General features: G+C 37.5%; 21 protein-coding genes and 1 riboswitch. Of the genes, 14 read left to right on the top strand and 7 right to left on the bottom strand.

Translation table 11 applies throughout. The features are described from left to right. Positions 1-56 precede the first annotated feature (56 nt). A riboswitch (SAM riboswitch) is annotated at positions 57-164 on the bottom strand. Between the two features lie 83 nt (positions 165-247). Next, positions 248-448 carry a hypothetical protein gene (locus BM260_RS05635; RefSeq protein WP_093535957.1) on the bottom strand — a complete coding sequence of 67 codons (201 nt, stop codon included), beginning with the start codon at positions 446-448 and terminating at the stop codon, positions 248-250. A 206-nt stretch (positions 449-654) separates the two neighbouring features. Between BM260_RS05635 and BM260_RS05630 the strand changes: the two genes are divergently transcribed. Continuing rightward, on the top strand, positions 655-1,215 hold the full coding sequence (locus BM260_RS05630; RefSeq protein WP_093535955.1) for a TetR/AcrR family transcriptional regulator: 561 nt from the start codon (positions 655-657) through the stop codon (positions 1,213-1,215). Between the two features lie 296 nt (positions 1,216-1,511). Continuing rightward, on the top strand, positions 1,512-2,027 hold the full coding sequence (locus tag BM260_RS05625; protein ID WP_093535953.1) for a DUF2798 domain-containing protein: 516 nt from the start codon (positions 1,512-1,514) through the stop codon (positions 2,025-2,027). Positions 2,028-2,230: 203 nt separating this feature from the next. Here the strand turns inward: BM260_RS05625 and BM260_RS05620 are convergent, their stop codons facing one another. Both BM260_RS05620 and BM260_RS05615 read right to left on the bottom strand, forming a co-directional pair. Beyond that, complete coding sequence (locus BM260_RS05620) at positions 2,231-2,677, bottom strand: universal stress protein (RefSeq protein WP_093535951.1); 447 nt, start codon at positions 2,675-2,677, stop codon at positions 2,231-2,233. 129 nt (positions 2,678-2,806) lie between these two features. Further along, positions 2,807-3,613 (bottom strand): TIGR00266 family protein, encoded by an 807-nt coding sequence (locus BM260_RS05615; protein ID WP_093535949.1) that lies wholly within the window; start codon positions 3,611-3,613, stop codon positions 2,807-2,809. 160 nt (positions 3,614-3,773) lie between these two features. On the opposite strand from BM260_RS05615, the gene BM260_RS05610 reads away from it, so the two are divergent. The 5 genes from BM260_RS05610 (at position 3,774) to BM260_RS05590 (ending at position 9,202) form a co-directional block, all read left to right on the top strand. Further along, the gene (locus tag BM260_RS05610; RefSeq protein ID WP_093535947.1) at positions 3,774-5,252 is read left to right on the top strand and encodes an aldehyde dehydrogenase family protein; all 1,479 of its coding nucleotides are present in this window, start codon (positions 3,774-3,776) and stop codon (positions 5,250-5,252) included. 15 nt (positions 5,253-5,267) lie between these two features. Continuing rightward, complete coding sequence (locus tag BM260_RS05605; RefSeq protein ID WP_093535945.1) at positions 5,268-6,425, top strand: saccharopine dehydrogenase family protein; 1,158 nt, start codon at positions 5,268-5,270, stop codon at positions 6,423-6,425. A gap of 2 nt (positions 6,426-6,427) precedes the next feature. Continuing rightward, complete coding sequence (locus BM260_RS05600; RefSeq protein ID WP_093535943.1) at positions 6,428-7,621, top strand: acyl-CoA dehydrogenase family protein; 1,194 nt, start codon at positions 6,428-6,430, stop codon at positions 7,619-7,621. 351 nt (positions 7,622-7,972) lie between these two features. Further along, complete coding sequence (locus tag BM260_RS05595) at positions 7,973-8,740, top strand: threonine/serine exporter family protein (protein WP_093535941.1); 768 nt, start codon at positions 7,973-7,975, stop codon at positions 8,738-8,740. 12 nt (positions 8,741-8,752) lie between these two features. Beyond that, entirely contained in the window at positions 8,753-9,202 is a 450-nt protein-coding gene (locus BM260_RS05590; protein WP_093535939.1) for a threonine/serine exporter family protein, read from the top strand. Between the two features lie 202 nt (positions 9,203-9,404). Here BM260_RS05590 and BM260_RS05585 read toward each other — a convergent pair whose 3' ends face one another. Then, positions 9,405-11,417 (bottom strand): EAL domain-containing protein, encoded by a 2,013-nt coding sequence (locus BM260_RS05585; RefSeq protein ID WP_093535937.1) that lies wholly within the window; start codon positions 11,415-11,417, stop codon positions 9,405-9,407. Positions 11,418-11,548: 131 nt separating this feature from the next. Here BM260_RS05585 and BM260_RS05580 point away from each other — a divergent pair, with 131 nt between their 5' ends. The 4 genes from BM260_RS05580 to BM260_RS05565 all read left to right on the top strand — a co-directional run bounded on the left by BM260_RS05580 (position 11,549) and on the right by BM260_RS05565 (position 17,013). Further along, positions 11,549-12,475 (top strand): DMT family transporter, encoded by a 927-nt coding sequence (locus BM260_RS05580; RefSeq protein WP_281249744.1) that lies wholly within the window; start codon positions 11,549-11,551, stop codon positions 12,473-12,475. A 108-nt stretch (positions 12,476-12,583) separates the two neighbouring features. Next, entirely contained in the window at positions 12,584-14,320 is a 1,737-nt protein-coding gene (locus BM260_RS05575; protein WP_093535935.1) for an ABC transporter ATP-binding protein, read from the top strand. After that, complete coding sequence (locus tag BM260_RS05570) at positions 14,304-16,124, top strand: ABC transporter ATP-binding protein (RefSeq protein WP_139219906.1); 1,821 nt, start codon at positions 14,304-14,306, stop codon at positions 16,122-16,124. Before BM260_RS05575 ends, BM260_RS05570 begins: the two co-directional genes overlap by 17 nt. Before the next feature lie 10 nt (positions 16,125-16,134). Further along, positions 16,135-17,013, top strand: coding sequence for a GNAT family N-acetyltransferase (locus BM260_RS05565; protein WP_093535931.1), 879 nt, complete (start codon positions 16,135-16,137; stop codon positions 17,011-17,013). Between the two features lie 142 nt (positions 17,014-17,155). Here BM260_RS05565 and BM260_RS05560 read toward each other — a convergent pair whose 3' ends face one another. Beyond that, entirely contained in the window at positions 17,156-17,554 is a 399-nt protein-coding gene (locus BM260_RS05560; protein ID WP_093535929.1) for a VOC family protein, read from the bottom strand. Between the two features lie 203 nt (positions 17,555-17,757). Between BM260_RS05560 and BM260_RS05555 the strand changes: the two genes are divergently transcribed. The 3 genes from BM260_RS05555 (at position 17,758) to BM260_RS05545 (ending at position 19,824) form a co-directional block, all read left to right on the top strand. Continuing rightward, entirely contained in the window at positions 17,758-18,180 is a 423-nt protein-coding gene (locus tag BM260_RS05555) for an NUDIX hydrolase (RefSeq protein ID WP_093535927.1), read from the top strand. Between the two features lie 132 nt (positions 18,181-18,312). After that, positions 18,313-19,026, top strand: a complete 714-nt coding sequence (locus BM260_RS05550) for an AAA family ATPase (RefSeq protein WP_093535925.1) — start codon at positions 18,313-18,315, stop codon at positions 19,024-19,026. Between the two features lie 78 nt (positions 19,027-19,104). After that, positions 19,105-19,824, top strand: coding sequence for a glycerophosphodiester phosphodiesterase (locus BM260_RS05545; RefSeq protein ID WP_093535923.1), 720 nt, complete (start codon positions 19,105-19,107; stop codon positions 19,822-19,824). Positions 19,825-20,015: 191 nt separating this feature from the next. Here BM260_RS05545 and BM260_RS05540 read toward each other — a convergent pair whose 3' ends face one another. Both BM260_RS05540 and BM260_RS05535 read right to left on the bottom strand, forming a co-directional pair. Continuing rightward, positions 20,016-21,023, bottom strand: a complete 1,008-nt coding sequence (locus BM260_RS05540) for a FecCD family ABC transporter permease (protein ID WP_093535921.1) — start codon at positions 21,021-21,023, stop codon at positions 20,016-20,018. Further along, the gene (locus BM260_RS05535) at positions 21,020-22,021 is read right to left on the bottom strand and encodes a FecCD family ABC transporter permease (protein WP_093536710.1); all 1,002 of its coding nucleotides are present in this window, start codon (positions 22,019-22,021) and stop codon (positions 21,020-21,022) included. The genes BM260_RS05540 and BM260_RS05535 overlap by 4 nt, the downstream gene beginning before the upstream one ends. Positions 22,022-22,051 lie beyond the last annotated feature (30 nt).

Raw genomic sequence — 22,051 nt, 5'->3', positions numbered from 1 at the left:
AAAAAAAGAGGATTCTCTAATAAGAAGAGAATCCTCAAGTAATATTGAAGTTTGTCTTCTTATCTTCAAGACGTCAAACGTCTATTTGGAATTAGCACCATACCTAAACGTGGCTGGTTGCTGAGACATCTACGGGCCAATCCCTCCGTCTCTCTGGATAAGAATAATATATTAAATTATCACAATTTTGAATTTAAATAAGCTTAACACGTAGATGTGTTTTTAACAAGATGCATTTTGTTCAACATCATAACAAAAATGTCCATATTAAAACAATTACACCGAGTATTAATGATATCCAACCTACTATTAACTTGTGAGAATAAGCTAAAGCTACTAGCCCCAAAAGAACTGCTCCAGCACCTAGCCAAAGCGGAGCATAAAAGAAACCTAGCACCCCTAAAACGATACCTAACAAACCAACCCATAATCCTGTAGAAGACTCCATCGTATCCACCTCCCATCTTGTATTGTAGGAACATAAGGCATAATGCTCCTCGTAATATTATATGAAGGTTTAGGAAAGGGAGATAAACAATCGAGGGTGTATTGGGTGCTTTGCTATTTATTTAAATAAACAAAATACTAGAATGTTGTTAAAAATTTGTTATACTAACAAACAGACCCGTCGGTATGTTAGGAGGAAATTCAGATATGGATACTAAATCACTCATAATTGAAACTGCTACAACACTGTTTCAACAAAAAGGCTACAAAACTGTAGGACTAACAGAAATTTTAAAAGCATGTAACGTTACAAAAGGGGCTCTTTACCACCACTTTCCAAATGGCAAAGACGAACTCTTAATAACTTGTTTACATGCTTTAAAAGAAGATATTACAACAGATATTAAAGTGATTTTCAGTAAGCATCCTTCGACTGAAGATGCCATAGTTTCCATGATTGATAAATTAATTCGTAGTTTTGAAAAGGATGGGACCATCACTGGCTATACATTTAGCAGTATCGTTAGTGAGATGGCGACAATGAGTGAACCTGTCCGAACCGCTTGTAGTGATTTGTATGAAAATATAGAGCAAATTTATTATATTAAACTATTAGCGGATGGTTTTTCGGTTGAAAAGGCTACTGCCATTTCATTATTATTGACTGCTTCAATTGAAGGAGCAATGATGCTGTGTTTAACTCAGCAATCAACTAATCCCTTAATAAAAATTTCAAAACTATTACCAACTTTATTAAAGAATTTCTGAAAAGGAAAACCAATATCTAAAACAGAGTACAGTAACTCTGTAATATTGTAGGAATTGTCGGCTGTTTAATGAAACAGCTTTTAATAGTGCACTTAGGAATCTGTGGACTATCTTTAATCCAAGCGAAAACCACCATAATAACATGGTTTGCATATAGGATTTAAATGAAAAAATTTTGGACACTTCAAAGAGTTTTTCTCTCTATAACGTTATCCTCTATTATAAAAATCGACTGTTTTGCTTCATATTAATTGCCAAGGTCTAAATAAGCTTTTTGAAAGGAAGATAAGTAAGATATGCATCAAGATAAAAGACTACCAAAGAATGGTAAAGAAGGCGCGATATTCGGCGCAATCATTTGTACATTATCAGTACTATTTATAGGATCGATTAACATAATTCTTGCAGCTGGAGGATTTAACAGTGAGGTTGCAATGGATATGTTAATCTTGTTGCCTATTATTTGGGTTATTGTGATGATTATTGAACCGTTAGCTATCGGTCGTTTTGCTGAATTTTTAGCATCTAAATTTATTTCACCAACAGACGGTTTTGCTGCTCGTATTATGTTCCGTACACTGTTCACAGTTTTAGGTATGTCATTTACAATGACTATTGTTGGCGATATCATGGGGAATGGATTTACAACTGATATCTTTACTAACTTTATCCAAATTTGGCCACGTAACTTTTTAATAGCTCTATTCTTAGAAAGCTTGGTTATTCAACCGATTGCACGTTTTGTAATGGTTAAAATGCATGAAGCTCAAGATAGAAAAGCATTAGTTCAAACAAATACACAAAGTATCTAGGTAAAGTAAGGTACATGGACATTGCACTTACACATCGGATGAAGCTTTCTGTAATAGGGTAAATGAATCAGGAGAAGCTACGAGATACAGTCACGTAGCTTCTCTACTTTTTTAAGTAATCCTCCAATGTCGGTTCCCTAAAAGGTGAATAAGTTAATCCTATAAAAAAAGCGTCCAGACTTTTGAAAGTCTGGACGCTTTTTTTATATTGTTGAACCAGGTGTACGAATGACTAATACATCACATTTAGCTGAACGCACGATTGCTTCAGATACCGAACCAATTAAATAGCGTTCTACTGGCGTATGTCCAGTAGCGCCGCAAATAATTAAATCTGCCTCCACTGATTTAGCAATCTCTTTTGTTATTACTGTTTTAGGTGAACCATATTCAATAATGATATTTACATTTTCAACACGAGCCGCTATAGAGCGAGCCTTATAGCGATCTAAGATTTCCCGAGATTGTTCTTTAACTTCCTCCGCAACTTCTTGATCAAAAGCTCCAAAATAACGCGTATCAATAATGTTTACGATATGTAATTGCGCTCCTTCATTTCGATATGCAATATCAATCGATTTGCGGAATGCATATTCAGCCTCTTTTGAACCATCTACCGCTACTATAATACTATTATATTGATTTTCCATTGTTTACATCTCCTCCTTTTATATATTTGGTTGAAGCTAGAACCATACCTACACCTAGCTTCCAAATTATATGTGTTAATTTCATAAAAAAAATGGCTTAAAAAGCAAGCCATTCTCAAGGATTCTGATTTATTTCCCACCTAGCAGATCAAATAATCCACCAGTTATACTACCTTCACCTTTTGAACCACCACCAGGTGTTTGGGGAGCTGCTGCAAATACTTTACTAGCCAATCTACTAAACGGAAGTGACTGGATCCATACAGTACCTGGACCACGAAGAGTAGCGAAGAATAATCCCTCTCCACCAAATAAGGCTGTTTTAACTCCTTTTACCATTTCAATATTGTAATCAACGTCGGCAGTCATTGCTACGAGACACCCAGTATCTACGCGTAAAACTTCTCCTTGCTGAAGAGACTTTCTATGAATTGCCCCACCAGCATGAACGAAAGCGAGGCCATCACCTTCTAGTTTTTGCATGATGAAACCTTCACCACCAAAAAAGCCTGCTCCTAACTTACGTTGAAATTCGATGCCAATCGTAACCCCTTTTGCTGCTGCTAAGAAAGCATCCTTTTGACAAATAATTTTGCCACGGTATTGGCTTAAATCCAATGGAATAATTTTACCTGGGTAAGGTGATGCAAAGTAGACATGTCTTTTTCCACTACCTGTATTAGTGAAAGTTGTCATGAATAAACTCTCTCCTGTAAGCATACGCTTACCTGCACCCATTAATTTGCCCATAAGACCACCGCCGCTACCAGCAGAACCGGATGAGCCATCGCCGAAAATAGTTTCCATTGAAATACCGTCTTCCATCATCATTAAACTTCCTGCTTCGGCAACAACTGTTTCCTTGGGATCTAATTCGATTTCAACAAATTGCATATCATCACCGTATAATTTGTAGTCAATTTCATGATTATTCATGAACAAATTCCTCCTTAAATTTTTCTCTACCATTTATACGAAAGCAGGGTGAAAAAGTTTCATTCTAAATATCCAAAGATTTTTAAAGGGATTTATGAAATTTTATAGAATATATGAATAATGGAAGCGTTTACATTTAAAAGTGAAAAGAGGGAATAAAATGAAATTAACTAACTTTATTAATGGCAATTGGCAAGACTCCGAGGGTGCAGATTATACACCAGTGGTAAATCCTGCAAATGGTGAACAGCTATCAGAGGTGAGGCTATCTACGGAAGAAGATGTAAATCTTGCGGTAGAAGCCGCAGTAAAAGCACAAAAAAAATGGGCACTCGTTCCTGCACCTAAACGTGCAGATTATTTATATGAAATTGGTAGGATAATGAAAGAAAAGAAAGAGCACCTTGCTCAAGTGTTAACAAAAGAAATGGGAAAAGTAATTGAAGAGGGACGCGGAGAAGTTCAGGAAGGCATTGATATGGCGTTTTACATGGCAGGAGAAGGGCGCCGATTATTTGGAGAAACAACCCCATCGGAATTGGCAGACAAGTTTGCGATGAGTGTCCGTTCACCTATTGGAGTAGTGGGGCTCATTACACCATGGAATTTTCCAGTGGCAATTGCTACGTGGAAATCCTTTCCCGCTATAGTGGCAGGAAATGCATTTATTTGGAAACCGGCAACGGAAACTCCGATGATGGCATATGAAATGGCTAAAATCTTTGAGGAAGCCGGACTTCCACCTGGAGTGGCTAATGTCGTTTTTGGGTCAGGTTCTCAAGTTGGGACGGCTATGATCGAACATCCAGATGTAAAGGTTATCTCGTTTACTGGTTCTACAGAAACAGGGAGTAAGGTAGCCGAGCTTGGTGGTCGTCACTTAAAGAAAGTTTCTCTTGAGATGGGTGGAAAGAATGCAGTAATCGTCATGGAGGATGCAGACCTACCATTAGCAGTGGAAGGTATTTTATGGAGTGCCTTTGGAACAGCGGGACAAAGATGTACAGCATGTAGCCGAGTTATTGTGCATAAAGATGTAAAAGAAGACTTAGAAAAAATGCTCCTAGAACAAATGGAAAAACTAACGATTGGCGATGGACTAGATGAAACGGTGAAAATTGGTCCGGTTATTAATAAAAATGCTCTGGAAAAAATCCATTCCTATATAAAAATTGGACAAGATGAAGGGGCAACTCTCCTAACTGGAGGGGAAATATTAAGTGAGGGTATGTTGGCAAAAGGAAGTTATTATGCCCCTACGTTATTTACAAACGTGAAGCCAAATATGCGAATAGCGCAGGAGGAGATCTTTGGTCCGGTTGTGTCCTTGATAGAAGTAGGTTCTCTAGAAGAAGCGATTGAAGTAAATAATGGAGTGAAATTTGGATTATCCAGCTCAATTTATTCGAATGATGTCAACAAAGTATTCCGTGCACAGCGTGATTTAGATACTGGAATTGTATATATTAACGCAGGTACAACAGGCGCAGAAATTCACCTGCCTTTTGGAGGAACAAAAGGGACTGGAAACGGACATCGCGATTCAGGGGTAGCAGCATTAGATGTGTATACAGAATGGAAGAGCATATATATCGACTACAGTGGGAAATTACAACGCGCACAAATAGACACAGAATAATAGGGGGAAAATTATATGATAGTTGCTGTATTAGGTGCAGGGTTAATGGGGAAAGAAGCAGCTCGTGATTTAGTGTTAAGCCCAAACGTGGATAAGGTTCTTTTATGTGATCTAGATGTAGGTCAAGCGAAGATGTTTAAGGAAAGATTGCAAAACTCCAAGATTGAAGTTTTGAGACTAGATGCTAACGAGGATGATAGCATACGCAAAATCATGAGAGAAGCGGATGTAGTTATTAATGCATTATTTTATACATTTAACGAAAAAATAGCTCGGCTTGCTGTAGAAGAGGGAATCCATTCTATTGATCTGGGAGGACATATTGGAGGAGCGACGGATCACGTATTAATGCTTCATGAAAAAGCTAAAGCTAAGGGGATTACTCTAATTCCGGATTTAGGTGTTGCTCCTGGAATGATTAATATATTGGCTGGATACGGAGCTTCCAAACTTGATGAAGTGAATGCTATTCGTTTATATGTCGGTGGAATACCAGTTGAACCAGAGGGGATTTTTGGTTACAATATTGTTTTTTCATTGGAAGGGGTCTTCGATCATTACACAGATGCTTCACATGTCGTGAGAGAAGGGAAACTTCAGGGAATTCCTTCACTTTCAGAAGTAGAACCGATTACTTTTGAAGGGTATCGTGAACTGGAGGCATTTCATACAGCAGGTGGGACTTCAACTCTACCTAAATCTTTTCCGAATGTGGATACACTTGAATACAAAACGATTCGATATAAAGGACATGCAGAAAAATTCAAACTGCTCGTAGACTTAGGGCTAACAAACAAAAATACAGTTGTTAATGTGAATGGCAATATGGTAAAGGCGCGAGATGTATTAAAGGAAGTCCTAACACCTCAGTTATTACTCGGGGATAAAGAGGATGCAGTATTGCTGCGGGTAATTGTAGAAGGTTTAAAAGATGGGATGCCTACAAGCTTCACTTACGAACTGGCGACCAAAAAAGACTCCCTTTCAGGTGAAACAGCAATGGCTAGAGCTACAGCAAATACGATTTCCATTGTTGCGCAAATGATTGGAAACAACGTCATCAAAAATCGTGGAGTATATCCACCTGAATTAATCGTTCCTGGCGAATTATATATAAGAGAGATGGCGGCAAGAGGCGTAGAAATAAAAGAATCTAGTACTAGAGGTGAGTAAAGATGAACTTTGACTTCTCAGAAGAACAAGTACTGTTGCGCAAAACAGTTCGGCAGTTTGTAGATCATGAAATAATTCCTCATATGGCAAAATGGGAATTAGATGGTGCATTTGATCCTGCCATTTGGAAAAGACTCGCAGACCTTGGATTGATGGGTGTTTGTATACCTGAAAAATATGGTGGCAGTGGAATGGATTATAATTCTCTTGCTATTGTTTGTGAGGAATTGGAGCGCGGAGATACGGCTTTTCGGACGGCAGTTTCAGTTCATACCGGTTTAAATTCCATGACCTTAATGCAATGGGCAACAGAAGAGCAGAAGGTAAAATATTTGTTGCCACAAGCAATTGGTGAAAAAATTGGAGCGTTTGGTTTAACAGAACCAGGTGCAGGTTCAGATGTAGCTTCGATGTCTACAGTAGCAGTACTTGATGGTGACGACTATATATTAAATGGCCAAAAGACATGGATCTCCCTTTGTGATGTGGCTGATCATTTTATTGTTTTTGCTTATACCGATAAATCTAAAAAGCATCATGGTATTAGTGCGTTTATCGTGGAGCGTACACTGGACGGATTTTCATCTAAAGCGATTAAAGGTAAATATGGTATTAAGTCAGGAAATACAGGAGAGCTATTTTTTGATAATATGCGGGTGCCAAAAGAAAATCTTCTTGGGAAAGAGGGAGAAGGATTTAAGATTGCCATGTCAGCCCTAGATAATGGTCGATTCACAGTAGCAGCAGGAGCTGTTGGACTTTCAATAGCTTGTTTGGAAGCAAGTGTGAAGTATAGCAAAGAACGTCAAACGTTCGGAAAAGAGATTGGCAGACATCAGCTTGTTCAACAGATGATTGCTAAGATGGAGGCCGGACTTCAAATGAGTCGCCTTCTCGTATACCGTGTAGGCGAACTAAAAAACAAAGGTGTGCGTAACACAAGAGAAACATCCCTAGCAAAATGGCAGGCATGCGATTTTGCTAATAAGGCAGCAGATGATGCGGTGCAAATACATGGGGCATATGGATACTCCGATGAATATCCAGTAGCTCGATATTTGAGAAATTCTAAGGCTCCAGTTATTTATGAAGGAACGCGAGAGATTCATACAATTATGCAAGCAGAGTACGTCCTCGGTTACCGAGAAGACAAAACGCTAAGCAATATGCTGCCGAAGTGGCCATTTGACGAATAAAGCTTTAGTAGCAGCATGACCATAAACAAAAGCTCCCGAAGAATCTATTCGGCAGGAGTTTAACTTTAATATAACCCAGTACTTATAACTAGCCCGCTAAGTGATAGGAGTTAATTTATTATATAATTTATAACACTAAGCGTGCTAATCGGGAGGAACAAGAATAATAATTGCCTCTATTTTTGCTACGGATGAATTTAAAAGTTATAATATGAATATATATTGATAAACTATATTAGAAAAATATTAAGTCTGAAAGTGGCTATTTTAGTCACTTTCTTTGTTTTTTTATAAAGTAAAGGTTTCATCAGTATTTGTTTTTTTATAGTTGGTTCTATAAGATTAGCTTAAATGGAAGAAAGAAGGTGTTCCTTATTGGATACAGATTATGAATTGGTAGTGGAGAGCTGTTTACTTGCAGGACGGTTAATGATGGAAAGTGGTGCTGAAACGTATCGAGCAGAAGATACGATGGACCGCATGGCTATTTCACAGGAACTTACGCAATCTCAAAGCTTTGTCACTCCAACAGGGATCATTTTTAGTGGGAATAAAAACCTTCCAACAAGATTAGTACGAATAAATGCTAGAACGACGGATTTAGGTAAAATCGCCTCCGTTAATAATGTATCTAGAAAATTAGCTTTTAGAGACATTACAATTGAAGAGGCATATAGCGAGCTTAAACAGATTGAAGATGAACATAAAACCTATCCATTTTGGATTCAAATAGTTGCAGCGGCAATTGCTTCAGGTGCATTTCTTTTATTATTTTCCGGAAAACTAATAGATGTACCTACTGCTTTACTTGCAGGAGGAATTGGTTATGCAATAGCAGATCGGTTAGAGATAAGGACGAGGGTTAAATTTTTTGCGGAATTTTTTGCGGCGTTTGTGGTTACTGTCATTGCAACCATTTCAGTTGCCACTGGTTTGGGAAGTGAAATAGATACCATCATTATTGGTTCTGTTATGCCACTTGTTCCAGGTCTACTCATCACCAATGCAGTCCGCGATTTAATGGCTGGTAGTTTTGTGTCCGGTCTATCCAAGGGAGCAGAAGCTTTCCTCACAGCGTTTGCAATTGGAGCCGGAGTCGCGCTAGTACTATCACTGTAGGGAGGATTCAAATTGATATATGTAGTTCAAGGTATTTTAAGTTTTATCGCAGCTGCAGCGTTTGGAGTAGTATTTAACGCACCTAAGAAATCGCTGTTTTACTGTGGAGTAGTGGGCATGACCGGTTGGATTGTTTATATGTATGTGAACTCGTTAAATCAGGATCAGGTCAGTGCATCGTTTGCAGGAGCCTTCACCGTTGCATTCGTATCCCATATAATGTCCAAAAAATTTAAAATGCCGATGATTATTTTTAGTGTTGCAGGAATCATTCCATTAGTCCCTGGAGGCACGGCTTATAATGCCATGAGAAGTGTTGTGGAAAAAGATTATGCATTAGCTCTTGAATTTGCTTCTCTAGCTTTACTGATTTCAGGTTCGATTGCAATGGGCTTAGTATTTGCTGAAATTATTACACAGCTTTGGACGAAAGCAATTCTAAGATTAAAAACAAAACCGTGAGCAAAGAGACTTTGTCTTTGCCCGCGGTTTTTAAATTTTCAAGTCCGCGAGTATATCACCAATGAGCGCTGGTAATCGAAGAACGAAAGCGAGTAACCGAATGAATACAGCGAGTAAATGCTCAGCGACCGCAAGTAAATTACCTAAAAAATAATGTAAAAAAAGTCTGCCCTGGGGACAGACTCTTTAAATGTTTCCTATTTTATAGCATTTTTTCTACTTCTTCTGCGGAAATTGGCGGGCTAATGTAATAGCCTTGGACTGCGTCACAGCCGACTCGTTTAAGTAGAGCAAACTGTTCGGCACTTTCAACACCTTCCGCGACCACTTGAAGGTCTAATGATTGGCCAAATTGCACCAAACCTTGAACAAGCTTCTCCAGTTTTTCTTGTTTAGTTACAGAATTTATGAAAGATTTGTCTATCTTCAACTTCCCAATTGGTAACATTTGCAAGTATCGTAAAGAAGCATAGCCTGTTCCGAAGTCATCTAACACAAAGACGATTCCATCTTGCTGCAGCTTCTGTATTTGCTGAACAATTGCTTTTTCTGCCTCTGCTTCGAGTGCAAATTTTTCCGTAAATTCGATTTGGATAAGTTCTGGAGAACATTTGTACTTTTCAAGTACTTTTCGAATGGTCTTTACCATATTTTTATCTCTAAATTCGCGAATAGAAGAGTTAAAGCTCACTTTGATAGGCATTCCTTTTTGAGCCCAAATAGCAGCTTGCTCACAAGACTTTTCTAACATAAACTGACCAATCTCATTGATCAATCCTGTTTCCTCAGCGATAGGAATTAGTTCCTCTGGTGAGACCGTGCCCAGTACACTATCTTCCCATCTAACTAATGCCTCTACAGAAGTTATTGCTCCAGTTTTGACATCTTGTTGAGGCAAGAACATGACGTGTAAATCACGATGATTCAATGCTTCTAATAATCGCTTTTCAATTTGAACCTTACGAGAAAGTTTTGAATGGTCAGATTTGGAAAGAGTCGCAATCATACTGCCTCCCTCTAATTTAACCTTTTGAATTGTATTAGTAGTTGCTTTTAACAAATGGAGGTAAGATTGCTGATCTTCCGGATACCTTGTAATTGCTCCACTAACAGTAATCGGGATTATTTTGCTGTCTAAATAGATTGGATTTTGCTTTAAATAATTGGCAAATCCTTGGATATACCAGTCACTTAAAGGAGTGACTATTGCAAAATCATCTCTACCGGATCTTGCTATAATAGAATCTTCAAAGTAAATTTTTAATCGTTTAGTGAACTCATTTAACATTTTTGTTTCTGTTTGATCATTAAAAATTTCTTTTAACGTATAAAATTGATCAATGCCAATGAACACAAAAGAAAATGATTTTTTTTCATTAATATATTCATTTACTACTTCTTCTAGACGATGTCTGCTTAGCAAACCTGTTTCTGTATCTACATAAGCTATTTGTTCAAGTTTAGTCTGCATTAATTTTTTTTCTGTTATTTCATCTTCCAATAATAAAAAGTAAGGAGTATTATTTTGAGTATTGTGGACTGGAATAGCGAGTAAATTCACCCAAAAAGTAGTTCCGTCTTTTGTTATTTTCTCCACGGATCCTTGAAATACTTTTCCATCTCGAAGACGCGTAATTATTTGGTTCCCAATTGCCATATGTTCAGGGGTGTCCGGGAGTAACTGCCAAAATGATTTTCCGACAATTCGTTTAGGAGTCCAGGCACTCTTTTTCAAAAACTTATCATTCGCATGCATGATTAGTCCCTCGGGATCTATATAGACGATCATGTAGGAATTAGACAATCCTTTTTTTATGAGTTGAAGCTCATGAAAAGAAGATGCTTCCATGAGATCCTTTGTATCTGTTTTAATCTGAAATAATACATAGCGCGTGTCTTGCCATGAAAAAGACTTTGCGACGATGGAAGTTTTTATAGCTATTCTATCTTTTGAATATAAAACTACAGGACTAATCTCAAAGGGATCCTCTGTTTGTAAAATAGTTTCCCAATTTGCAGTTATGTGACCTTGTGTATAGTCTGTAAAAAATGGTACATCCATGTCTTGTAGATCATTAATAGAGTAACCTAATTGTTTTACTGCTTCTTGGCTACACCAGACGATCTTGCCTTTGTTGTCCGTCATAAAACTGGGTGTCGGCAAATGTTTAAAAAAGGTGTTGCCTAGGTCTAAAGATTCTTCCTTGAGAAACATATACAGGGCCTCCTTAAATAGTCTAATATTTTTTTTATTTCGTTTCTAAAAGTCATTAGTATAATACCATATATTCATTTATTTATAAACAGGTGGGTAAAAAGTACTTTCGAAAGTGGTGTGTTTAATTGATAAAAAATGATTTTACAAGGTCCAAAGGTATACTGCTTATAATTCTTGGGTCTATACTATGGGGGGCAACCGGACCCATGATGGAATGGATATTAAATAATACAAATCTGTCTGTTTCCTTTTTTTTGACGGTCCGCTTAATAACGGCCGGTTTATGCATACTATTTTTTCTTGCCATAACTGGTAAGCAAATTTTTCTGATATGGACAGATATTAGTTGGCTTAAACAATTAGTTGTTTTCAGCGTGCTAGGAATGTTAGGTGTTCAATACACATTTGTTGCTGCAATTGAAGCAAGTAATGCATCAATCGCTACACTGCTTCAGTTTCTAGGACCTGTCTATATCATTTTATTTTTATCTTGGAAGAACAAAATATTTCCACCTAAATATCAGATTATAGGTATTATCGGTACGCTAATCGGTTTGTTTTTGTTGTTAACGAATGCAAATGTGAAGGTATTATTAATAAGTAAAGAAGCTTTACTTTGGGGCTTAGCGGTAGGTGTAGCTTTTTCCATTTATACCGTCTATCCCGCTCGATTAATGAAAGAGTGGGGAGTTCTTCTTATTGTAGGTTGGGGAATGTTAGTAGGAGGGGTAGTGCTAGCAGGAGTTACCCAAGTATGGAAATCAGATGAATGGACTCACCTTACTGTATTTCCTATAAACTTGATCGTCGTAATTATTATATTAATAGGAACCATTGCGTTTATCTTGTTTTTGTCTAGTATGAAATACATAACAGCAGTGGAAACAAGTATACTTTCTAGCATTGAGCCATTAACCGCAATGATTATATCGGTATTCTGGTTTGGACAAATACTTGGATCATGGCAATATATTGGAGTAATTATTATGCTTCTATTTGTCACCTGGCTCTCTATTGCAGGAGAAATTAAATGGATGCGTAAAAGTAAAGGATGACTTTCGAAATATTAAGTCATCTTTTTCTATGTCTTCAGAAGAGTTTATGGCATAATAGGTTTTACAAGAATTAATTCGAGTATCGAAGAATCTAGGGGTGTTTTAATTTTGAAGACAATTCTTTCTTATTTATCTCCATATAAAATATTGGTTATTGTCGCTTTAGTGTTGATGTTAGTAGAGCTTTCCGTAGAGCTTGTTCAACCATTGCTAATCGCTATTATTATTGATGATGGTATTTTGGCTGAGGACCAGCAAGCTATTATTCTTTGGGGAAGTATCATGCTCGGGATATCTTTTTTGGCATTCTTAGCAGGAATTATTAATACATATATCGCTTCTCATATTGTGCAGAGTTATGGGTTTGATATACGTCAGGCATTATTTAAAAAAGTGCAAGCCTTTACAATGGCTACTTTTTTAAAGTTTCCAACAGCTAGTTTAATCACACGTTTAACTACTGATGTGACAATTACACAAAATTTAATTTTTATGGGATTACGTATTATGCTTCGAGCGCCTTTACTAGTCGTGGGAAGTATTATTATGTCCTTTATAGTGAATCCATACTTGGCTATGTTCTTAGTAATAGGTGCTCCATTTTTAGTTGTATTCTTATACATAATGAGTAGGAATGGCTTAAAGTTATTTAGTAAAGTTCAAAAAAGGGTAGACCAGGTCACAAGAAAAATACAAGAAAATTTACAGGCGGTACGTTTAATAAAAGCATATTTGCGTGGTAATTTTGAGTCAAGTCGTTTTGCATCTGTTGCAGATAACTTAAAAGTGGATAATGTTAAAGCATTCCGTATCATGGAGTTAATACTGCCTGTATTGCTCTTTGTAATGAATGTCAGCTTATTGGCAGTATTATGGTTTGGAGCAAAAGAAATTCAAACGGGTGACGTGGAATTAGGGGAGCTAGTAGCTATTATTAACTATGCGATGCGTATGACAGGTGCCTTTTCTATGTTTGCTTTCATTATTATTTTCTTCTCTAGAGCAAAAGCATCATCGGAACGGATGGAGGAAGTGCTCAAGGTCGAGGAGGGCATTGAAATTATTAATGAAGACTCAGAAGGGACGACCCCGGGAATAGGAGAAATTGAGTTTCAGCATGTGTCATTTCATTACCCAACGACAGATTTACCTGTATTAAAAGACGTCTCCTTTAAAGTGCAACCAGGATCCAAGCTTGCGATTATGGGAGCTACTGGTTCTGGAAAATCAACGCTTCTCAATTTAATCCCGAGGTTTTTCGATACAACAGAAGGAACTATATTAATAGACGGAATCGATGTTAAAGAATGGCCACTTAAAGAGTTAAGAAAGATAATTGGACTTGTTCCTCAACAATCTATTCTTTTTACGGGAAGTATAGAAGAAAATCTTGGGTGGGGAGATCAGGCGGCGACGGAAGAGTTGCTGAGAGAAGCAGCTAAACAAGCGCAAATTCATGAATCTATCGAACAATTCCCAGACCAATATAATACGAGAGTAGGGCAAAAGGGAGTCAATCTCTCTGGAGGTCAGAAACAGAGATTATCCATTGCACGTGCACTCGTAAGGAAACCAGAAATATTATTATTAGATGATAGTACAAGTGCATTAGATGTTTCAACAGAAAATGCGTTGTGGGAAGCTCTTGAAGAAGAAAATGCAACGATGCTTGTTATTACCCAGAAAATCCGAACTGCAAAGGGCGCAGATCATATCTTACTATTAGAAGAGGGCCAGGTATCTGCTTATGGAACTCATGATGAGTTGATGAAGGACTCCACTCTTTATAAAGCAATAGCGGAATCACAACAAGAGGGGGGCGAACATGATGAACTTCATTCGTAAACCTTTCGGCTATGAGCCTATTATTACTAAAGAAGATTTACAGAAAGACCATAAAAAGAAGGTGGATAAAGCTTCCGATTGGAAGGGTGTTTTAAAGGGGATTTGGAATTTAGTAGACGAACAACGTTTTCTATTAGTCATCGTTCTTCTGATGGTAGTTGTCAGCTCGGCATTAGCTTTAGTTGGACCATATCTAATCGGAGTAATTGTGGATGACCATATCTCCAAAAGTATATTTGTCGGTCTTTCCAAAATAATTGGAGTATTACTTTTCGTTTACTTGTTTTTCTCTATTGCTACTTATTTGCAAAGTTATTGGATGATCGGCATTTCTCAGCAAACAATATTTAGACTTCGTACAGGATTATTTGAACATTTACAGAAGCTCCCCGTGTCCTTTTTTGATAAACGCCAGCACGGCGAGTTAATGAGTCGTATGACAAATGATATTGAAAACGTTAGTCAAACTTTAAATTCGTCCTTTATCCAAGTATTTTCAAGTATTCTAACTTTGGTTGGGACAACAGTTGTCATGCTTTTATTGAGCCCGCTTATGACCTTAGTGACGCTTATCATTGTGCCTTTTATGTATTTTGCAATGAGATGGATAACGAAGCGCACCTCAAAATTATTTAAGGAACAGCAAAAAGCAGTCGGTGAACTAAATGGAATGATTGAAGAAACAATTTCTGGTCAACGAATTGTAAAAGCCTTCTCACAAGAAGGAAGAATGCTAGAAGAGTTTGCTATTAAAAGTGAACGCTTAAAGAGAACTGGATTTTGGGCTTTAACTTACTCCGGTTTTATACCAAAAGTGATGAACTTATTGAATAATACAAGTTTTACACTAGTTGCTGCTGTAGGTGGGTTATTAGCCTATTATGGACATGTGACAATAGGAGAGATTGTTATTTTTACGGAGTATTCAAGGCAGTTTACTCGTCCATTAAATGATTTAGCTAACCAATTCAATACGGTATTGTCTGCAATTGCAGGTGCGGAACGTGTTTTTGCTATTATGGATGAGCCAATTGAAGACGATGCTGCTCTAGACAATGCAGATTATGTATTGAAAGGAAATGTAACATTTGAAGATGTAACGTTTTATTACAACAAAGATGATGAGTCTCCGACTATTTCCAATGTATCTTTTCATGTGGATTCAGGGAAAACTGCCGCATTAGTTGGCGCAACAGGAGCTGGAAAAACGACCATTATGCAGCTGCTAGCGCGTTTTTATGAAGTAAATGGTGGACGCATATTAGTAGACGGGATTTCTATCGATGAGTTGCCTAGACATACACTACGAAGTCAAACGGCATTTGTTTTACAGGATCCGTTTTTGTTCGAAATGACGGTAAGAGAAAATATTAGATATGGCAAATTAAATGCAACGGATGAAGAAGTGTTACACGCTGCTAAAGAAGCGAATGCACATGATTTCATCATGAAATTACCACATGGCTATGACACCATTTTATCAGCTGATGGTGGAGAAATTAGTCAAGGTCAAAAGCAGTTATTATCCATTGCACGAGCGCTAATTGCAGATCCAGCAATACTATTATTAGATGAAGCAACATCGAGTATAGATACTGTGACCGAGATGAAAATCCAAGAGGCACTTGAACGACTAATGGAGGGAAGAACGAGTTTTGTAATAGCCCATCGACTAAATACGATACGCCAAGCTGATTTAATATTCGTGATGGAAGCTGGAAAACTAATCGAGTCGGGTACACAAGATGAGTTGTTGCAAAAGAAAGGCAAATATTATAGTATGTTAACGAATTCAAAGACTTAAGGAGAAATAAATGAATATATCTATAATGACTGTGTCCTTTCCTTTAGACGAGGAGACAATGGAAGAAATAACGGAATTGATAGTTGAGGCAGAAAACATGGATAAAGTGGATTATACTTCTCTACTAAATGTAGGGGAGCTATCCGACTTCTATACAAAGGGTTTTTGCATACTAGCCTATGAGGACGATAGCGACCGTTTGGTTGGCGTGTTAACGTCCATTGATCGAATAGCGACACTCGATTTTGAATGGAGTAGTGTTGTGCTACCTGGTGTTCGGAGATTAGGGATAGGCGAACGACTGGTAAGAGAATTGGGCAAAAATCTAGAAGTAAGAGCAGCTGTTTCAGATATCGCTTTAAATCCAGAAAGCTCGGAAGCAGGTAAGCAGCTACTGCATAAACTTGGATATGCTTTTGATTTTCAAGAGCGAACAATGGTAGCAACTGCGATGAGAAAAGTGGAAATAGAAAGTGAAGTCGAAGTATTAGAATACACCAAAGAAGAGTCAGAGGTCGTTGACGTATTAGTAAGTGCATTTGGCGACACGGAAGAAGAATCTAAAGTGTTAATTGCTTTTAATACTCAAACGCCAAATCGTCATTTGATGGTTGCTTACTTACAAGGTGAAGTAGTCGGAACAGTTACTGTAGTTGAGGAAGGCGAAAAGCTATGGGCAACAGGGCTTGCTGTTCATGAAAATGCACGTAATAATGGTGTGGCAACATCCTTATTAAACTGGAGTAAAAACGAAGCTAATCGTATGGGGAAAACATCGGTCTATTTGGATGTAGAAACTGATAATACTCAGGCATTGTCTATTTATGAAAGAGCTGGATTTACGACAGTGAGTAATACTCATTTTTATACAAGAAGTTTGCTAAATTAGGCAATGTTAAAATAGGTTGCCTGATATTGAATAGAGAGGGCTTGGAGAACTTCCAAGCCCTCTTCTTGTGTTTACTAAGGCATGTCGTTAGAAATTATATTATTATTTTTGATACTAGGAGGAGAAAAACAAGGTTTTTCTATTATTTTGGGAGATTTAGTTGCCATGAAACTCCGAAACGGTCATTTAGCCAACCAAACTTTTTACTAAAACCATAGTCACCTAAAGGCATGAGTGCTTGTCCACCTTCGTTGAGTGATTGATAAAGATCGTTCAGTTCCTCTTCCGTATCACATGTAACAAATATTGAGACTGAAGGAGTAAAAGAAAATTGATGTTTCACATGACTGTCAATACACATAAATTCTTGCTGTTTTAAAGTAAAAGTAGCCTGCATTACCGTTCCTTCTTTTCCGGATTCATTAGGTCCGTAACGAACAATACTTGTAATTTGAGAATCCTCGATAAGGTTTGTGTAATAATTCATCGCTTCTTCTGCATTGTCATCTTGAAACATTAAGAATGTCGCTAACTTTTCCATTTAATCTACTCCTTTTGATATCAATCCTCTAAAGTATAAATCAATTCTTATAAAAATATCCATAATCGATTAATTGACCTTTTTCTTAAACAGCGTCTTCAATTAAATGGAACAGAGAGGATAATCATTTCTTCAAGATAAGAGGTACAAATAGAGGAAAAGACTTTTGCTATATAGAATATACAAAATGAGGGGGGAAGATAATGTTCATCGTTAATGTTGAAGGGGCAATCTACCAAAATGATAAGTGGCTGTTAATAAGAAGAAGTGAAAAAGAAGAGCACGCAGGAGGGTTATTATCTCTTGTTGGAGGTAAGGTAGAGAAAGATGGGATATCTTCCAATATATTAGAAGAAACGCTAAAAAGAGAAATTTCAGAAGAAGTGGGTGTACAGGTTTCCAATCTTAGGTATGTTAATAGTACTTTATTTGTAACTGATACGGGTTTAACTGTCGTAGACATTGTTTTTCTTTGCGAGCATGAATCTGGCATACCTTATGCTAAATGCCTGGATGAGGTGAGTGAAGTTTATTGGGTATCGACACAGGAAATTTTAGATAATCCAGACTTGCCAGTTTATCTGAAAGCAAATATTAAATTGGCATATAAACTTCTCCATTCTTAGTGTATTAGCCAGGGAAGTACCTGGAGAGACTTAGACCTTGGTATGGAACCGTTCGCAGATAGAGGATATGAATTTATAAAAGAGTTAGCTAATACATATAGTAACAAACTAATTATGGATTGAGGTGAAAGGATGTTTTTAAGAAGAATTGAACTCCAAAGAGATAATATTTCATCTTATAATCAGTATCCATTTTCTATACCATCTATCAAAAACTTAGATCAACTAGATTTACACAACAAAGTTACTTTTTTCGTAGGAGAAAATGGATCGGGAAAATCTACTTTGTTAGAAGCTATAGCAGATAAATGTGAATTCAATACGGCTGGAGGAGGAAGGAATAACTTTTACGAGGTAGATGCATCAGAATCATCACTTGGAGATTATATAAGGCTCTCCTGGCTTCCGAAAGTTACCAATGGCTTCTTTCTTCGTGCGGAGTCATTTTATAATTTTGCCACTCATATAGATACACTGGGAACTGGTCCTTACGGCGGAAAATCCTTACACCATCAATCTCATGGAGAGGCATTTTTCTCGCTTTTCTCTAATAGATTTAGAGGTAGAGGTATTTATTTGCTAGATGAGCCGGAAGCGGCTTTATCACCAGCACGTCAGCTAGCGTTTCTAAGAATTCTACATGACTTAGTACAAGAAGATGATAGCCAATTTATCATCGCCACACACTCACCTATTTTATTAGGTTACCCGGAAGCTGTTATTCTAAGTTTTGACAACGGGGAAATTACAGAAATAGAATATGAAGAAACGGACCATTTTCAACTGACGAAATACTTTTTACAAAATAGAGAAAAGTTTTTGAAAGACATTTTAGAAGAGGAATAAAAGCTGGTGATTTGTGCTTTCTTATACAAAAAACAAAGAGGTATAATAAAGTGAATATAGTACAAGGAGGTAGGCTCCATGAAAATTTATGCCCATCGAGGTTCTTCAGGTACGCATCCAGAAAACACAATCGCAGCTTTTAAAGCAGCTGCAAAACTACCAATACATGGTGTGGAATTCGATGTTCATATGACGAAAGACCATGAATTGGTTGTAATACATGATGAAACCATCAATCGTACATCCAATGGAACAGGGTTTATCAAAGATATGACATTAGCTGAATTAAAGAAATTTGACTTTGGTTCTTGGTACTCCCACGAATTTAAAAAAGAAACAATCCCCACGCTAAGAGAAGTGCTATATGTATTTAAAGATACACATCATCATCTAAATATAGAGCTGAAATCTGACGTTTTTCCATATGAAGGTATGGAGCAGGCAGTGCTACAAATGTTAAAGGATTATCGATTAGAGGCTCGTGTCGTAATCTCCTCGTTCAACCATGAGATGGTTCGGAATGTTAAACAATTGGCTCCACCTATAGAAACGGCTGTACTCTTTATGGAAGTTATGATTGAACCGCACAAATATGCTGAAGTGGTAGGAGCAGATGCCTTACATGCATTTTTCCCGACAGTTCTTAGGAAAATGGGAGCAGAAGCAATTGGAAGTGGTAAAAAAGTTCGTGTTTTTACAGTCAATGAAGAAAAGTATGCAGATTTGTTAAAACAAATTGGGATAGATGCTATTTTCACGGACTACCCAGAGAAAATGTGGAAATACCTTCAATCATAGGAAAATGGACTACGAAAAATTGTAGTCCATTTTTTTGTATAATTATTTACTTGCGCGACAGTATTGTATACTCGCGTTCTTCTGAAGATTACTTGTGGACTGGGAAATACATCCACTAATTGATCTGCACTGCTACGTTCTAAAAACTTCTGAGCAAATGAGTTCCAATTGTAAAAGAGTAAACTAAATAATTACTTTCTCATCAATAAATACATAAAGTAAGGAGCCCCTATTAAAGCAACGACTACTCCGGCTGGTATACCATTTGGTTCGATAACATTGCGACCGATAGTATCAGCAAATAGCAAGAGCCAACCGCCAATGAGGATAGAAATAGGGATGAATAATTGATGACGTGGCCCAACTAATGATTTGGCAATATGAGGGGCCATTAAGCCTACAAAAGCAATTCCTCCAGTTACAGACACTGCAGATGCTGCAAGAGCCACAGCGGCTAATAAAAGGGTAATACGCTCCTTCTCAATTGCAACACCTACGCCAATTGCTACAGGTTCATTTAAGTTGAGTAAGTTTAATTTATTTGCCTTATATAACGTAAACGGAATAAGTACGATTAGCCAAGGTAAAAGTGCCAAAATAAATGGCCAATCTGCACCCCAAATATTCCCTGCCATCCAATTAGCAATGAAGTCTACTTTTTGACGATCAGCTGAAGAGATGAAGACAATCATTAAGCCTGAAAGAGCCATAGAGAATCCAACACCAACTAAAATTAATCGAACTGGCTGTAGCCCTGTTCCTCGGTTATACGAAAGGATATATATAAAAATTGCAGTAATCAAAGCGCCAACAAATGCCACTAAAGGTAGTAAGTATACAAAAGAACCAGATTGAATCGGTATGAATAAGAAGAAAATTGAAACTGCCACTCCGGCTCCGGAGTTAATCCCAATAATACCGGGATCTGCTAAATCATTACGTGTAATGCTTTGTAAAATAGCACCAGATAGCGCTAAAGCCATTCCAGCAAGAATTGTAATGATAATTCTTGGTAAGCGAACAGAGAACAAAACAAATTCCTCTTTAAATGTGCCTTGCCCTAAAAAAGTTGGTAATAGACGATTAAAGGTTAGGGTAGAATAACCAATACCTGCACTTATAAAAGCAGTAATAACGATCAACGATAGTAAAACAATAAAAAGTATACGTTGTTTTTTAACTTGCTGACGATGAATCATTGAAAAATACGCCCTCCTTTACGAACGATCACTAAAAAGAAAGGTAATCCCATAATAGCTATAATGGCAGCGACTGGTGTCTCATACGGAATATTTATAGTTCGTCCAATTGTATCAGCAATAAGCATTAGGAATGCTCCTGCTATAACGGACATAGGAATAATTAGACGGTAGTCTGTTCCAACTATTGATCGAACAATATGAGGGACCATTAAACCGACAAAAGCCATATTTCCTACAAGTGCTACAGAGGCTCCGGCAAGTAGAATAACAACTATAAATAAAATTGTTTTCGTTTGAGTAGTTTTTTGCCCAAGTCCGACTGCTACTTCTTCATTTAAACTTAAAATAGTTAACTGTCTAGATAGTAAAAGTGCTACAACGATTCCCATAGCGATAAAGGGAGTAATCATCTGGAGCTGACTCCAGGAAGTTCCTATTAATCCACCCGCTGTCCACATAGAGACATCTTTCGAAATCTTAAAATAGATTCCCACTCCGTCGGCAACAGCATACAAAAACGCGGATACTGCTGCACCAGCTAGAACTATTCGGAGAGGGGAAAAGCCACCTTTTTTCGTTGCCCCAATACCAAATACCATCACTGCACCAACTGCAGCTCCTATAAAACATGCAATAGTGATACCAAAGTAATTTATCCCAGGAATTAGTGCAAGGCTAATAGCGAGGGCTGCGTTCGCACCCGATGTCAATCCTAATAATCCAGGATCGGCGAGGGGATTGCGCGTTATACCTTGCATAATAGCACCTGACACCGCTAAAGCAGCACCAACCAACATTGCTGCAACTTCTCTAGGTAGTCTTAGCTCTCTTAATATATTGATAGAATCGCTTTTGACACCAGTAAAAATTGATTGCCATACATCTTGTAAGGATGTCGAAGCTGCGCCAAAAACCATCGAAACACAGAACATTCCTACCAATAAAATAAGCCCAATAATAAACTTTAAACTAAAATGAATAGAGGTTTTCATCATGTTATCCTTTCTACAAAAATAGTGGAGGAA

It is taken from the genome of Psychrobacillus psychrotolerans, from assembly GCF_900115805.1.
Taxonomy (GTDB): Bacteria; Bacillota; Bacilli; order Bacillales_A; family Planococcaceae; genus Psychrobacillus; species Psychrobacillus psychrotolerans.
The sequence above is the reverse complement of the archived record's forward strand: the minus strand, read 5'-3'. Positions and strand labels throughout refer to the sequence as shown.